The sequence below is a fragment of the Neobacillus sp. YX16 genome (assembly GCF_030123505.1).
In the GTDB taxonomy this organism is placed as follows: Bacteria; Bacillota; Bacilli; order Bacillales; family Cytobacillaceae; genus Neobacillus.
In genome coordinates, this window is the sequence record NZ_CP126115.1 from 1,807,640 (window position 1) to 1,822,202 (window position 14,563).

Here is a 14,563-nt window from a genome sequence, read left to right on the forward strand (position 1 = left end):
AAGTATATTATGAATGAAATGTAATAGAGAGGGTGAATACAACTGCGTACTCTCTTCAGAATTCTCATCCTGGCGTCTATTTTCGTAACAATTGGTTTTTATGTAAGTATTAATGAAAATGGAGATAATGAAGTTTTAATCACTGATGAACATTCGTTAGAAATGAATAAATCATTATATCAAAATCAGGAAAAAGATATTCAGGAGAAAACTTCTAGTGAACGTCCAGACAGTGGTTTGGGCTTACTAATTGGTCAAGAACTCACCTATATAAAAGGAATCCTAGGTGAACCACAAAGAATCGATGAATCTTTATATGGTTATCAATGGTATATTTATAAAACTGACTACTCCCGTTATGTACAAGTTGGTGTGCTGAATAACAAAGTGGTAACGGTATATGCAATAGGCGATAATTTGGATGTTTCGCCTTTTAAAATTGGACAGCCAATTGAAGAAATTTTTAATACGCAGTCTGTTGATACAAATATAGATATTGAGTTTGAGGGGAATTCATATCGTTTTGAACTAAATGATACTGATTTGAACATTCGACCATTAATAAAATTGGGAGATATTTACGTCCAATTATATATAGACCAATTTACTGGCAGCCTTTCAAGTGTACGCTTTTTGAACGATGAAACCTTAATTAAACAGCGGCCTTATGAACTAGTCTATAGCGGTGAATTAATTGAAGCGCTTGAGCCTAGTGAAGAGATGTGGAGAGTCATTGAGGAAGGAACAGAGAAAGAAATACTTGATATTACCAATGTAATGCGGATAAGACATAATGTAAAAAGTTTAAAATGGGATGAGGAGACTTCAGCAGTAGCCTATGGTCATAGTAAGGATATGTCAGACAACGATGACTTCTCCCATACCTCTAAGAAGTTTGGCAGTCTTTCCGATAGACTTGAGGCTGCAAGTGTTGCCTATAAGTCTGCTGGCGAGAATATCGCTGCTAATTACACAGATGGCCCTGCAGTGGCTGAAGGCTGGTTAAATAGTAAAGGTCACCGGGAGTCATTATTGAATGATGATTTCACTCATCTAGGTGTTGGAGTATATCAAAAATATTATACACAAAACTTTATTCAAAAATCAGAGGATTAGATAAAAAGTAAAAGGTGACTAATTAGTCACCTTTTTACTTTTTATCTATATGTACCAGTTGGTATTCGTTAAAAAGAAAATGATTTCTTTCCCAGCTGCCATATATTCTTATTACCTCGCCAACCGAAAAGGTATCAATTTCAATTTCAATATTATTTCTGATTGGGATTATTTTTTTTGCTTTTATTAATTTTGTTTCGATTTGGAGTGTAAGTTCATATATAAGTATGTATCGATGATAATAAAAACGTTGTTTTTCTTGGTTAATACTTTTAATTTCACCGGTCAGAACCGCTTCTTTTGCTACTTCAGCGGATGCTAGCCACTTACTATCATTTAGTTTCATTTCTTTTCTAGTAATCCAATAGAAGTAAAGGCAAAGTATGGGGATGACAACCGCAGTAACCATATTGTTCTTTCTCCTCATTTACCCTATTTTTGAATAATAAAAAACGTCCCGGTTGCATGTGCTATTTTTTTCCCATCCGAGCGGAATGCTTCTCCTGAAATCACAACTGTCTTGCTTCCGTGATGAATAATTTCAGCTTTACAATGTAGGGAGTCGCCGATTCCAGGAGCAATATAATGGATATTCAGTTGATTTGTTACTGCTCCAAATCCTTCTGGAAGGATGGCATTTATTACAGTCCCCATGACAGTATCAAGTAAAGTGGCCGTGATTCCTCCATGAACCATACCTAATGAATTATTCCAAACAGCATTTAATGGAACAGTAATTTCACATGTTTTCTTTTCCTTATCTATTTTTCTCTCCATATGGAGCAGCCCATCAATATATTGTGTATACTTTTTATCGATTTTCTTTTGAAATCCTTCTAATAAATAGGCTAGTGCATGTAATTCGTCTTTAGATCCATTTTCAATACAATTGTTTAATAATTGATGTAGAGCGTTTTTCATGTTTTCTCCCTCTCTCGTTACTCATTCTGAAGTCATCTTACCATTATAAATATTATTTTTACAGCAAGTAGTTTTTTCACAATTTTTAATTTAACACATATCGTATAATAGGCACATTGGATTTGGGCAGGGGTGAAGTATTATGCAAAAAGAATTACATCCTTCCGTGATTAAATTTAAAGAGTTTGTGAAAAATAACCCGGCGTTAATTAAGGAAGTACGGAATGGAAATTCAACTTGGCAGGAGTTATATGAAGATTGGTATCTACTTGGAGAAGAAGATAATCGTTGGGAGACAATAGGGGTTAAAACTAGTCCTAGTGCTGAAAAGGAAGAGGATAAAAAAAATGATTGGATATCTACAATCTTAGGTACCGTACAAAAAATGGATCCGAATCAAATTCAGCATTATGTAAATAACTTAAGTCAAGCGCTGGGGGCTATTCAAGGCGTAATTTCTCAATTTCAGGGGAATCAACCTAAACAGACCCCATTAAAAGTTGAACCCAAACATCCATTTTCATTTCGTAAAGACTAACAAAGGGGAAAATTTCCATGAGAAGAGATGTATTCGAATATTTAAATCGCCAAAAAGAATTAAAAAAATTTATACGAGAACAGCCGCTGTGGTATCGAAAGCTATCTAGGAACCCCTATGATTTGCAGACTTTAGAAATTGAGTCACTTAATTACTATAAAAAAACCATTCCACACAAGGTTGAGAAATTTACAAATAATGTACAAATGGCATCCATGATGTTTTATATGCTTCAATCTATGAAAAATCAAGATTGATGAGGGACCACTTAGCTAGTGGTCCTTTTTCGTTGAAACATGAGTAAAAGAGTAAAATAAATAAACGAGGCAAACAATACAGGTAAAAGGAGTGATGGAATTGAAAAAGTGCATAAAATTGACCATTCTTTCTATATTCTTAGTTAGTATCCTTTCTGGTTTTCAAGCTTCAAATGATTCGCAGGTATTCAGTGCAGATTCGGACAAGACCCCCACGTTTTTTGTTCAATCCAAAACAAATGGCAAAGATGTATTTGTTGAATGTATTTTATCTGGAATCAGTTTTAGGCAATCAGATCATAAGGGTCAGAAGGTAGGTAAGCTGGTAATTTGGGTAGATGGGAAAAGAACGAAGGAAGTAAACGCAGCAGCCTTTATCATTAAAGGTCTTCCTCCTGGGCAACATGAGGTTAAACTGGAGGTTGTAGATTTAAATAACAAATCGTATGGATTAACGAGTGAGTTCTTGGTAAATATCCCTAAGTAATAGTTTATTTCACTTTCAGCATACATTCATGTTAAAATGTGAATGGAGGTGGGCGTACATGCTTGCTACATCAGAAAGAGTAGAACTATTAGAATATGCTGAGGAATTAGCACAAATGGTTTTAGAATCTGATATTGTAGAACAATATCACATTTGCCTATATAAGATGCAGACGAATAAGGAAACGCAAGAGAAGATTAACCGTTTTGTAAACCTTAAGGAGCTTTATGAAGAGGTGCAGCGGTTTGGCAAATACCATCCGGATTATAAGAGGATAATGAGTCAAATTCGTGAATATAAACGGGATATGGACTTAGATTCACATGTGGCTGAGTTTAAATTAGCGGAAAATGACCTGCAAAGTCTACTGGATGAAATTAGTATGTTTGTCGGCGGTGCAGTTTCCCAACATATAAAAGTTCCTTCAGGAAATCCATTTTTTGATACAGGTTCTCACGGCTCAGGCTGTGGTGGCGGTGGAAGCTGTGGGTGCTCTGCTTAAAGTTATCGGCTTAATGAAATATTAAGCCGATTTTTTCTTATCCTTTTAACCGTGTACAATCAACGCATAAGTTCCCGCAGCAAAACATTTTTTCTTGAGGTACATAAAACCGGTGTCGATAAACCAAAAGCATGCCATCCTGCCGTACGAAAATTGTTTCACTGTGCAATCGGTGACCCTTCATTGCGACAACGGAACACCTGTAAATGAATTCCTCAAGAGTCCGCTGTGGAAAATTGGGTGTTATGATAATGTATAAAAACGGAATTCCGGTTATTTTTTTCCAATCTACATTTGTAATACTCTTGTTCGATGAGAGTTTCTTTATAAATAACTGCCAGATTGGCTCTAAATCCATATGAATCACCATTATCCTTAGGTGTTTTGGTGAAATTACCGAATCATCAGTAAAGTTTGAATTGAAAAAGAGTGTTTTAATATGCTAGACTTATTAAAATGATGGTTTATTGAAGGGGAAAATAAGTATGTTCGTTCAAAGGCAAGGATTGGTTATTTGGCTTTATTCCTTAAAGCAAGCAAAGATGTTAAGACGTTTTGGGAATGTTCATTACGTTTCAAAAAAATTAAAATATGTTGTACTTTATTGTAATCAAGATGAACTTGAAGTGATTATGGAAAAAATAAATTCCTTTTCATTTGTTAAGAAAGTAGAACCGTCATATAAGCCTTTCTTAAAGATGGAATTTGAAAATGCAGCACCAGATAAAGCAAAAGAGTATGATTATAAAATGGGAATATAAGAAGAAAGCGGAAGGCCCTGTGGCGCTTCCGCTTTTTTTAATGAAGAGGCTTTATATAATGATTTAATCTTAATATTGCAATTAAATGTTGATAGTACAAGTCTTTCTCATGAAAGATTGTTGAGGGTTTAACGGAAAGCTGAATAATTATCTTTCCAAGTTCCTCTGCAGTCTGCTGAAATAAATCATATCTTTTATTTGGAGTAAAATTTGGATTAGGGATACCTTCACGGCAAATATAAAGTGCTTGGAATTTTCCAGGATCTGTGAGCTGCAAAACGACTGCTAGAGATGTCACTTGCTTTTCATTCTTTTCTGTATGAAATGCCATCATATGAAGAAGCCGGTGCTGATTAGCCTTTGCTAGTTCAAGTAACTCATATATATCCGAATAACCCTCGCCTAGTTCAATAAAGCGTTGTATCAAAGAAAACTCTCCTTTTGTTTAAGAATTTATTCCATACTTTATCATATTTTGGGATATAAAGCTTTAAACAAGGCTGTGTTAAATTAGGCTGTTGATTTGTGCTTCACTAAGGAATGCTTCTTCGAATAATCATCGCAAGGACAGACGGTCTCTGCCTGTCCGAGACGCTTCGCTTTCCGCAGGCGGTTCGGGAAGCCTGTCTAGCTGCAGCGCCTAGCCCCTCGAGTCGCTTCGGTCCCAACGTTGAAGTCAAAGAACGACTTCATCGTCAGGCCCTCCAGCGCTTGTCGGGGCTGTACAAGACGTTTAAGCTTTTCCTACTCCTCGGCGCTAAGAGATGAGCGGGGTCTCCCCTGTCCCGTCCTCCTGCAGGACATTGATTTACATCCTCGAATCTGCCCACGCACGAAGAAAATGCGATTGCATTTTCGAGGAGGCTCGCTCCTTCCGCACAAATCAACATAGTTCTAAAATCAACAGTTACCTTAACACAGCTTTATAAAAGAAAAAACCCTGCAGAAATTCATCTGCAGGGTCCTTCTACATCCTCGATAAAGGATAGAAGGCAAAGGGAGAGGAGAAACCGGAGGAAGAACTTATGGGGAAACGTAAGTCTTCTCCGCGGTTGGCAACAACATCCTCGAATTGATGTTGTTAATTACATTATTTCCACAACTATCAAGCTTATACGTATGTAAAATAATTTTTCGTAAAATAATCCGACAAGTTGGCTAGTTTATTCAATTATGATAGGATAATGTTAAAAATAGAATATAGAAAAAATTGTGGTGATAATTATTGAGAGTCGTTTCAGGAGTTTGTAAAGGTAGAGCCTTAAAAGCTGTTCCCGGAAATACAACAAGACCAACAACTGATAAAGTAAAAGAAGCCTTATTTAATATGATTGGACCATATTTTGAAGGTGGAATAGGACTAGACCTTTTCGCTGGCAGCGGTGGATTAGGATTGGAAGCGCTAAGCAGAGGTGTAGAAAAAGTCATTTTTGTAGACCGTGATGCCAAGGCAATTCAAACAATCCATGAGAATATCCAAGCATGTAAAATGGAAGATAAGGCGGAAGTGTATCGGAATGATGCAGACAGAGCATTAAAAGCCTTAGTAAAAAGGGAAATTCACTTTGATTACATATTTTTAGACCCGCCGTATAAAAAGCAGCAGTTACTCAGTTTAATGCAAAAGATTTCGGAATATAGGTTATTAAAAAATGGCGGGTACATAATCTGCGAACATAGTCATGATGTTGAATTACCAGTAAGTGCAGGGGAGTTTTCACAATATAAGCATGAAAAGTATGGAATTATTGCGATAACAATTTATTCGCAGCATAGTGAGGAATAAGGGGGAGTCTTTTGTGGCTAGTATTGCTGTTTGTCCTGGGAGTTTTGATCCAATCACGTTTGGTCATTTAGATATCATCAGAAGAGGCGCAAAGGTATTTGATATGGTCTATGTGAGCGTCATGAATAATTCATCAAAAAACCCGCTTTTCAGTGTCGAGGAGCGGATGAGTCTAATAAAAGAAGTAACAAAGGATCTTCCAAATGTGAAGGTCGATGAACATTCTGGACTCCTTGTTGAATATGCTAAGTCAGTTAATGCGAATGCTATCATTCGCGGCTTACGTGCGGTCTCAGACTTTGAATATGAAATGCAAATAACCTCCATGAACAGAGTTCTAAATGATGAAATTGAAACCTTTTTTATTATGACTAATAGCCAATATTCATTCTTAAGCTCTAGCATTGTTAAGGAAGTATCAAAGTACAATGGAAATATTTCAGAGCTTGTACCACCTGTTGTAAAGAGTGCACTAGATAAAAAATTTAATAGATAACGTAAAAAGCCTTCAGGGGAACCTAAGGCTTTTTTGATGTTCTTACTGATTGAAAATATAAGAGCAAAACATATAGTGACAATGAAAGAATGGTAATGATTGGGCCAAGTTCAATAATTTTATGGTATAAAGTATGAAGCCATGTACCTTCTTCAAAAAAACTAACCGGGATAGCATTAGATGGCTGTTCTGTTTGATAAAACCGAACATAGATTGGTTTCCACAATATAAAAGCAAATATACTAGAGAATATCCCTTGTGCAATTCTCGCAAAAAAGAAAGGTTTATAGCGAATATCAGACTGAGCTAAAATACTGGCTACCTGTGCTTGAACACTAAAACCGCTAAAAGCTAGGATAAAGCTTGTAATAATCGCTTGCTGGAGTAAAGTAGCGTCCCCGACCCGGCTTGTTAAATCACTTCCCATTGTAATTTCAAATAATCCTGAAATGAATGGAATGCTAAGCATATCAGGAAATGATAAGGATGATAGAGCAAGATCAAATAATTTTGCGAGCGCAGCCGTAATATGTAGATGAAAGAGAAGCTTGTTGATCACTGAAAATAAAATAATGAATCCACCAACCATTAGCAAAGTTTGAATGGAAGAACTTACGGCATCGCCTAGAAGTTTGCCAATGGGACGGTTGTCATTTATTCTAGTTTGGTGGAGTGCTGAGAAAGCAGATCTTAGTATAAATTTTCCTTGCTTGTCCTTCGCTTTATCGGGTGTTTCACTGCCATAAAACCTCATCATTAGACCCACACAAATATTACCTAAATAATGGGCCAATGCTAAAATGACTCCTAAATTGGGGTTATGGAAAAAACCAACTGCAACCGCACCGAAGATAAATAATGGATTTGAGGAGGTTGTGAAGGAAACAAGCCTTTCTGCTTCAATTTGGGTTAACTGACCTTCCTGGCGCAGTCTTGTAGTCAACTTAGCACCTGCTGGAAATCCAGAAGCCATTCCCATTGCCCAAACAAACCCGCCTACACCAGGAACTCTAAATAAAGGTCTCATGAGCGGCTCTAATAAGACACCTATAAACTTGACTACCCCAAAACCAATTAACATTTCAGATACGATAAAAAACGGTAACAATGAAGGAAAAACAATTTCCCACCACATAGTGAGTCCACGGATGGAGGCTTCAAAGGACTCCTTAGGATATGCAATCATGGAACCAGCTAAAATGATTGCGGAAATAGATAAAAATATTGTTTTAATTTTTGATTGAAACAAAGAAAGAGCCTCCTTCCCGAGGGTTTTGTTATACTGTATAAATAAAATAATGTTAAAATAAGGATTATTATTTTGTTTATCACTCATGCCTTGTCCTATATAACACAAATATACTCATAGAACGCTAATTTAGACCATAAGATTGAACGAGATTTCTCCTAACATATTTTGTTTTGTCATATGCTTATAAAGCTTATGAAAAGGAGGGAAGGCTATGGAGCGTCCTAAGATAGGTTTAGCACTTGGTTCCGGCGGAGCACGGGGATTTGCCCATTTAGGGGTCATTAAAGTTTTGAAGGAAGCTGGAATTCCTATTCATATAATTGCCGGCAGCAGTATGGGAGCACTAGTAGGCAGCTTTTATGGGGCAGGTATTGAAATTGACCGTTTATATAAATTATCAACAGCATTTAAACGAAAATATTTTTTAGACTTTACTGTTCCGAAAATGGGCTTTATTGCAGGAAAAAGGGTGAAGGATTTCATTAGGGTTTTTACACACGGTAAAAATATTGAGGATTTATCCATTCCAATAGGAATCGTAGCAACCGATTTACTTACTGGTGAAAAAGTAGTGTTTAAGCAAGGTCCCGTTGCGGAGGCTGTCAGAGCAAGTATTTCTATCCCTGGAATTTTTGTCCCTGAAAAATACAATGGAAGAATCCTAGTGGATGGTGGAGTGTCTGACAGGGTTCCGGTATCCGTTGCGAAAGAAATGGGTGCTGATATTGTGATTGCGGTTGACGTATCGAGGGTCAAACGTAATGCAGAAATCACCTCTATTTATGATGTTATTATGCAGAGTATTGATATTATGCAAACAGAAATTCTTATTAATCGTGAGATTGCTTCTGATATCATGATTCGTCCGCCAGTTGAAGAATATAGCTCCCGTGCATTTACAAATATTGACGAAATCATTACTCATGGAGAAGAAGAAGCAAAAAAACAAATAGAACAAATAAAAAATGTGATAGAGGGATGGAAGGGGTAAAATGCTATGAGAAGAAAAATATTTATAGGTTCTTCCATTGTTATAGCATTGCTGATGATTGCGGGCATATTTTATTCTTTGCCTTATTTTGTATCAAAACCAGGTATAGCAAAAGAACTAGCCCCCATCATTCAAGTAGAGGATCGTAAAGAGGGTAAAGGTAGTTTTATGCTTACAACTGTAAGAATGGGAAAAGCCAATATCTATTCGTATGCGGAAGCTATGCTATTTGATTATGTTGAACTCTACCCGGTAGATGCCATTTTACATGAAAAGGAAACGCAAGATGAATACAACGCCAGGCAGCTTCACATGATGGCAGGGTCGAAACTGAATGCAATTGAAGTAGCATATAAAAAGGCTGGTTATCCAGTCGAATACGAGTATAAGGGTGTCTACGTTGTTCAGGTTGTACCTGATATGCCTGCAGAAGGAAAATTACTTCCTGGCGATCGTATCATTGAGGTTGATAGTGAGAAATTTAAATCCTCTGAAAGTTTTATCGATTATGTCGGCAGTAAAAAGGCTGGCAATCAAGTAGAATTAACGATTAAAAGGAATAATAAAACCAAAAAGGTAAAAGTAACGCTTCAAGCTTTCAAAGAGGATACAAAGAAGGTTGGTATTGGAATTTCTTTGGTTGATGATAAGGAAATTATTGTGAATCCAAAAGTAACCGTTAAGACCGACGAGATTGGCGGACCTTCGGCAGGATTGATGTTTGCATTAGAAATCTATGATCAGTTAATGGAAGAGGACTTTACGAAAGGCTACAAAATTGCAGGAACAGGGACCATTGATTCCAAGGGAGCCGTTGGACCTATTGGGGGGATTGACCAAAAAATTGTTGCTGCTGACAAAGCAGGAGCAGAAATATTTTTTGCTCCTAATGAAAAGGGAATCAGTGATTCCAATTACAACTTGGCGGTTAAGACAGCAAATGAAATTAATTCAAAAATGAAAATTGTCCCGGTAGACCTAATTGATGACGCGATTAATTACTTGCAGAAATTACCTATGAAATAAGAAAGATGATGCCCCATGGCATCATCTTTCTTATTGTACAAATATAGGTGGTTGTTTAAATTCTTGTTGTAAAAGGATGTTCCCATATTGTTGTGCTAACCCAAAAGAATAAACTCGTGATGCTTTAATATCAAGTGAAATATCGTTTTCTTTATATGCTGATAATTTGGAAATAAGCGGAAGTTTAAATTGTGATTTGTTTTTATTTAAGTATTCTTTTCCTCTTTTTGTCATCCCTAATAGTCTTAAATAAGAAGCTTTTTCTAGAGTACCGCTCATTTCTGCCTTTTTTGTATTGGTTAAGATATGGACACATATCCTTTGAAGTCTAGTCCAGGTATAGCGCTTTGTTTTTACTTTTTCCATAAATTCTTTAAAGGTAGAGGACTCTAATGCAGCTGCTATTAATCTGTTTTCTATTCCTTCTTCAACATCGTAAATTTCTCTTAGCTCTTCTGGACTGCTATGGAGCAGGCGAAAACGTAAAAAACTCCAATAATTTTCCCATTCATGAAAAATCCCATATTCATTCAGATACTCTTTGAGCAGTGCGCTTGTTGTATCTGGTACATATTGTTCAATGGTATCATTGTCTTTAGAAGTAAAGAGTGCTTTTCGTATGCTTGTCGCACTAGCAATGGTTTCAGTGGCAAAGTGTTCATCATGGTAATTGGCATTTTTTCTCTTTATCGTAAGTGGAACGATTGAACTTTTTTGCCTTTTTAGAGCTTTTACATAATGAAAACCAAGGATATTATTTGGTTTATCTAAACTTAATAGGTTTTCAGTACTTGACATTGACTGAAAAGACAACGATAATGCTTTAGGGAAACTTACACCTGTTTTGATATTCATTTTTATTTTTTCATCTAAATAATCTTTATGCAAATCCATATAATCGACTGTTTGTTGGAAGGTAGAGATATCACCGCTTTCACTGCCGAAGCAAAGTGAATGACACCCAATGGCATCTAGAACCGAGACTGCACCATTTGCAAAGGTTTCGGCCTTTTGAGTTGCAAATTGATAAGGAAGTTCTAGGACGATATCAACACCGCAAAGGAGTGCCATTTTTGTTCGATACCATTTAGAAACAAGAGCAGGTTCACCGCGTTGAAGAAAATTCCCACTCATAACAGCTACAGCAAGATCAGCATGAGCTGTTTCCTTTGCTGCTTGTAGATGATAGGCATGTCCATTATGAAAAGGGTTATATTCAACAATTACACCAACAGCTTTCATGATTAAATATCTCCTTATTATTAGAATATCAAGGTATTTTTCACAGTAATCGTATTATAGCAAAAATTACCATAATAAGATATTGGTTCATAATAATGGTAAGCGGGGATTGTAATATGATCGAACTGGGTAAGCTAGTATGAAGAAAGTGTTTTGGAAAAAAGTAAAATGAAATATTACGTTTTAGGTGTAAAGAAAAAACATTGACAAAAATTTAATCGAAGGCTATAATTACCTTTGTTGCCTTGGGGTGATTCAATTGAAATGGACATTAAGCCAATTACAAAAATATCGAAGCAAGGATTTTCTGATTGATGATACGATTAGAGTTGATGAAATTATTGAAACGGATCCATCGATTCGTGAAGTTTCTCCGATGCATATTACAGGTCGGGGTGACATCGATTCAACAAAAGTAACATTTCATTTGAAAATAGAAGGTTATTTAATCCTACCTTGTTCTCGTACTTTAGTGGATGTAAAACTTCCGATTAATGTCGACACAACTGAAACTTTCCTCTTACAAGGTTCAGAATATGAAACTGAAGAGGAAGTATATCAAGTAAAAGGGGAAGTAATTGATCTAATGCCAGTCATTAGAGAAATCCTTTTACTAGAAGTTCCAATGCAGGTGTTCTGTGAGGATGTTAATCATGAAGATGCTGCACCACAATCCGGTAAGGACTGGGAAGTTGTTCATGATCAAGATCAATCCAAGAAGATTGATCCAAGACTAGCAGGTCTTGCAAAGTTTTTTGACAAAAACAATTCTTCTTCCGAATCATAATCGCAAAACAAGAAGCAAAGTGAAGAACCAGCATTCCTGGCCTTCATTACTTTCTTAATACTCTTTAAGGAGGTGGGAAGAATGGCTGTACCTTTTAGAAGGACTTCTAAAACTGTAAAAAGAAAACGTCGTACACATTTTAAATTAAACGTACCTGGTATGGTAAGCTGCCCAAACTGTGGTGAAATGAAACTTTCACACCGCGTATGTAAAGCTTGCGGAACATACAAGGGAAAAGACGTTGTTAACGACTAATTTCCATTAGGATAAAGCACAAGGCGCAAAATGCCCTTGTGCTTTTGTCGTTACCTGAGAATTTTTATACATACAAAAAAGGAGAGAAAGGTGGAAGCTGCTTGTCCTATTTCATTGAGAAAAGAGATAGTGGTTATTTATTATTTACAATCACAAGAAGTGATAAAAGAAATGCGATTAATTATGATGTCATGCATGGATTAACAGAAGCAATTTCATTAGCTGAAGACCCATCGATTAAGGCGCTTGTCATTACAGGGGAAGGTGACCGAGCTTTTTGTTCAGGCGGTGACTTATCTGTATTCCATCAGCTTAAAACAAAAGAAGAGGCCTATGTCATGCTTTCAAAAATGTCCAATATTCTTATTTCGATATTGACAATGACGAAACCAACAATTGCTCTTATAAATGGTACGGCCATCGGTGGAGGATGTGAGCTGGCTGCTGCATGTGATTTCCGTTTAGCAAGAAAAGGGGTAAAAGCTGGATTTGTTCAAGGTAAACAAGCTATAACCACTGGTTGGGGCGGGGGCACGATTTTAGCAGAAAAACTACCAGCTTCAGGCAGTATGAAGCTTTTAATGGAAGCAGATATTCAAACTGCTGAATATTTAAAAGAAGTCGGTTTTATAGACTTGATTTATTCAAGTGACCCAATCTCATCCTGCGAAGCCTATTTGGAGAAACTGTTAGCTGTTGAATTAAGTGTATTAGAGTCGTATAAAATGATGTGGATTCGAAAATGGAAGGAAAGTAAGCTTCGAGAAAGAATAGAAGAAGAGGTCAGTAATTGTAGTGTTTTATGGGAAAGCGAGAACCATCATAGATATGTCCAAAACTTTATTAGTAAAAAAACACAGAAATAAGAATAAAGACAATCTGTTTATCAGTCTATCTTTTCTAGTAGATGCATATGTATGAATAAAAACACTAGGAGGGATTTGACTTATGTCACCGACTCGCCAAGATGCATGGTCCCAAGATGAAGATTTATTGCTTGCTGAAGTTGTGTTAAGACATATTCGAGAAGGCGGGACACAGCTCCAAGCATTTGAAGAAGTTGGAAAACAGCTGTCTCGGACATCCGCTGCCTGCGGATTCCGCTGGAACTCGTTTGTAAGGAAGCAATATAAATCAGGAATTGAACTGGCAAAAAAACAGCGGAAAGAATTAAAAAAACAGGTCGTGCCTGCAGAAAAAGATTATCAAAAAGAGTTTATCAATGAAGTGACAACGTCACCTATTTCAGCTAGAAGTGAAGGAGTTACATTCCAATCCGTGCTGCACTTCTTAGAAGACCTTCATAAGAAAGCTTCTGCTGCGTCCATCATCGAGGAGGCGAAAGAGAAGTCTATTCAAAAAATAAAAGATCTTGAAAAAAAATCTTATTCGCTTGCAGCGGAAAATGAAAGATTATCAAAAAACCTAAAGGCAATCGAGGAGGACTACCGCTCTTTAATTGAAATTATGGAAAGAGCACGAAAAATGGTTGTCTTGCAAGAAGAAGATAGACAACAAAAAGTAAAATTCCAAATGGATAAAAACGGGAACCTTGAAAGAGTTGAAAAATAGCAAAAGCGGACAATATGTCCGCTTTTTACTTTATTCATGATGTTGTGCTTTTACACCTTCTGGATACCAGACAAGTGGATTTTCACCACGGTCGCGTTCCATATCGTATTCAACATTTGTAAAGTTCATATGCTCCCAAAAGTTTCTTGATTGTACTCTTGGGTTCGTTTTAATTGGGAGACCCAAGCCTTTAGCAAACTCTACAAGTGTTTTCCCATACCCCTTGCCCTGATATTCTGGTAAGACCTCAAGCTTCCATAATTCTAAATAATTCTGTGGAGGATAGAAGTATCGATCAAACTTTGAGTCTATTTGATATAGACTCATACGGGCTACTAGTTTGTCTCCGAAATATATCCCGTAAAAAGGGGAGTCGCTATCATTATCAACCATATTTGCTTCTAAATCCTCGAGCATAGAAAGCTCTTGGATTCCATATTCTTTAAATTTTTTAAATTCCTCTAGTGTTTTAAAATTTACCTTTAATTTTTCAACCTTCATTACCATAATTAAGCCCCCTAAGAATTAATTTGTATATTAACTGTATATATTCATTTCTTGCTTGCTGAATAAT

The 14,563-nt window shown here is 36.5% G+C and carries 20 protein-coding genes; 14 read left to right on the forward strand and 6 right to left on the reverse strand.

Annotated elements, in window-relative coordinates; all coding sequences use genetic code 11:
* Positions 1-162: 162 nt before the first annotated feature.
* Positions 163-1,116: a CAP domain-containing protein gene (locus tag QNH48_RS08915; RefSeq protein ID WP_283954610.1), complete on the forward strand. Its 954-nt coding sequence runs from the start codon at positions 163-165 to the stop codon at positions 1,114-1,116.
* A 34-nt stretch (positions 1,117-1,150) separates the two neighbouring features.
* On the opposite strand, the gene QNH48_RS08920 is transcribed toward QNH48_RS08915, so the two are convergent.
* Both QNH48_RS08920 and QNH48_RS08925 read right to left on the reverse strand, forming a co-directional pair.
* Positions 1,151-1,543: a hypothetical protein gene (locus tag QNH48_RS08920; protein ID WP_283954611.1), complete on the reverse strand. Its 393-nt coding sequence runs from the start codon at positions 1,541-1,543 to the stop codon at positions 1,151-1,153.
* Positions 1,544-1,548: 5 nt separating this feature from the next.
* Positions 1,549-2,037 carry a PaaI family thioesterase gene (locus tag QNH48_RS08925; RefSeq protein WP_283954612.1) on the reverse strand — a complete coding sequence of 163 codons (489 nt, stop codon included), beginning with the start codon at positions 2,035-2,037 and terminating at the stop codon, positions 1,549-1,551.
* A 142-nt stretch (positions 2,038-2,179) separates the two neighbouring features.
* Here QNH48_RS08925 and QNH48_RS08930 point away from each other — a divergent pair, with 142 nt between their 5' ends.
* The 5 genes from QNH48_RS08930 (at position 2,180) to QNH48_RS08950 (ending at position 4,582) form a co-directional block, all read left to right on the forward strand.
* Positions 2,180-2,575 carry a YlbD family protein gene (locus QNH48_RS08930; RefSeq protein ID WP_481858461.1) on the forward strand — a complete coding sequence of 132 codons (396 nt, stop codon included), beginning with the start codon at positions 2,180-2,182 and terminating at the stop codon, positions 2,573-2,575.
* 17 nt (positions 2,576-2,592) lie between these two features.
* Positions 2,593-2,832 (forward strand): YlbE-like family protein, encoded by a 240-nt coding sequence (locus QNH48_RS08935; protein WP_095247768.1) that lies wholly within the window; start codon positions 2,593-2,595, stop codon positions 2,830-2,832.
* 100 nt (positions 2,833-2,932) lie between these two features.
* Complete coding sequence (locus QNH48_RS08940; protein WP_283954613.1) at positions 2,933-3,319, forward strand: hypothetical protein; 387 nt, start codon at positions 2,933-2,935, stop codon at positions 3,317-3,319.
* Between the two features lie 58 nt (positions 3,320-3,377).
* Positions 3,378-3,821, forward strand: coding sequence for a YlbF/YmcA family competence regulator (locus tag QNH48_RS08945; protein WP_095247766.1), 444 nt, complete (start codon positions 3,378-3,380; stop codon positions 3,819-3,821).
* A 485-nt stretch (positions 3,822-4,306) separates the two neighbouring features.
* On the forward strand, positions 4,307-4,582 hold the full coding sequence (locus QNH48_RS08950) for a YlbG family protein (RefSeq protein ID WP_045515404.1): 276 nt from the start codon (positions 4,307-4,309) through the stop codon (positions 4,580-4,582).
* Positions 4,583-4,619: 37 nt separating this feature from the next.
* On the opposite strand, the gene QNH48_RS08955 is transcribed toward QNH48_RS08950, so the two are convergent.
* Entirely contained in the window at positions 4,620-5,009 is a 390-nt protein-coding gene (locus QNH48_RS08955; protein ID WP_133369484.1) for a DUF7147 family protein, read from the reverse strand.
* Positions 5,010-5,807: 798 nt separating this feature from the next.
* Here QNH48_RS08955 and rsmD point away from each other — a divergent pair.
* Together rsmD and coaD are read left to right on the forward strand one after the other, a co-directional pair.
* The gene (gene rsmD, locus QNH48_RS08960; RefSeq protein WP_283954614.1) at positions 5,808-6,368 is read left to right on the forward strand and encodes a 16S rRNA (guanine(966)-N(2))-methyltransferase RsmD; all 561 of its coding nucleotides are present in this window, start codon (positions 5,808-5,810) and stop codon (positions 6,366-6,368) included.
* Between the two features lie 13 nt (positions 6,369-6,381).
* A complete protein-coding gene (gene coaD / locus QNH48_RS08965) occupies positions 6,382-6,864 on the forward strand; it encodes a pantetheine-phosphate adenylyltransferase (protein ID WP_133369482.1) in 483 nt (160 codons plus the stop codon).
* Between the two features lie 22 nt (positions 6,865-6,886).
* Here the strand turns inward: coaD and ylbJ are convergent, their stop codons facing one another.
* The gene (ylbJ, locus tag QNH48_RS08970; protein WP_283954615.1) at positions 6,887-8,113 is read right to left on the reverse strand and encodes a sporulation integral membrane protein YlbJ; all 1,227 of its coding nucleotides are present in this window, start codon (positions 8,111-8,113) and stop codon (positions 6,887-6,889) included.
* A 214-nt stretch (positions 8,114-8,327) separates the two neighbouring features.
* On the opposite strand from ylbJ, the gene QNH48_RS08975 reads away from it, so the two are divergent.
* The gene (locus tag QNH48_RS08975) at positions 8,328-9,107 is read left to right on the forward strand and encodes a patatin-like phospholipase family protein (protein WP_283954616.1); all 780 of its coding nucleotides are present in this window, start codon (positions 8,328-8,330) and stop codon (positions 9,105-9,107) included.
* Positions 9,108-9,113: 6 nt separating this feature from the next.
* A complete protein-coding gene (locus QNH48_RS08980) occupies positions 9,114-10,133 on the forward strand; it encodes a SepM family pheromone-processing serine protease (RefSeq protein ID WP_283954617.1) in 1,020 nt (339 codons plus the stop codon).
* A 30-nt stretch (positions 10,134-10,163) separates the two neighbouring features.
* Here the strand turns inward: QNH48_RS08980 and QNH48_RS08985 are convergent, their stop codons facing one another.
* Positions 10,164-11,375: a nucleotidyltransferase gene (locus QNH48_RS08985; protein WP_283954618.1), complete on the reverse strand. Its 1,212-nt coding sequence runs from the start codon at positions 11,373-11,375 to the stop codon at positions 10,164-10,166.
* 259 nt (positions 11,376-11,634) lie between these two features.
* On the opposite strand from QNH48_RS08985, the gene QNH48_RS08990 reads away from it, so the two are divergent.
* The 4 genes from QNH48_RS08990 (at position 11,635) to QNH48_RS09005 (ending at position 13,989) form a co-directional block, all read left to right on the forward strand.
* On the forward strand, positions 11,635-12,162 hold the full coding sequence (locus tag QNH48_RS08990; protein ID WP_283954619.1) for a YceD family protein: 528 nt from the start codon (positions 11,635-11,637) through the stop codon (positions 12,160-12,162).
* An 81-nt stretch (positions 12,163-12,243) separates the two neighbouring features.
* Positions 12,244-12,417, forward strand: coding sequence for a 50S ribosomal protein L32 (gene rpmF / locus QNH48_RS08995; protein ID WP_063251584.1), 174 nt, complete (start codon positions 12,244-12,246; stop codon positions 12,415-12,417).
* A 101-nt stretch (positions 12,418-12,518) separates the two neighbouring features.
* Positions 12,519-13,283 (forward strand): enoyl-CoA hydratase/isomerase family protein, encoded by a 765-nt coding sequence (locus QNH48_RS09000; RefSeq protein WP_283954620.1) that lies wholly within the window; start codon positions 12,519-12,521, stop codon positions 13,281-13,283.
* A gap of 82 nt (positions 13,284-13,365) precedes the next feature.
* On the forward strand, positions 13,366-13,989 hold the full coding sequence (locus tag QNH48_RS09005; protein WP_283954621.1) for an RsfA family transcriptional regulator: 624 nt from the start codon (positions 13,366-13,368) through the stop codon (positions 13,987-13,989).
* A 30-nt stretch (positions 13,990-14,019) separates the two neighbouring features.
* On the opposite strand, the gene QNH48_RS09010 is transcribed toward QNH48_RS09005, so the two are convergent.
* Entirely contained in the window at positions 14,020-14,496 is a 477-nt protein-coding gene (locus QNH48_RS09010) for an N-acetyltransferase (protein WP_283954622.1), read from the reverse strand.
* Positions 14,497-14,563 lie beyond the last annotated feature (67 nt).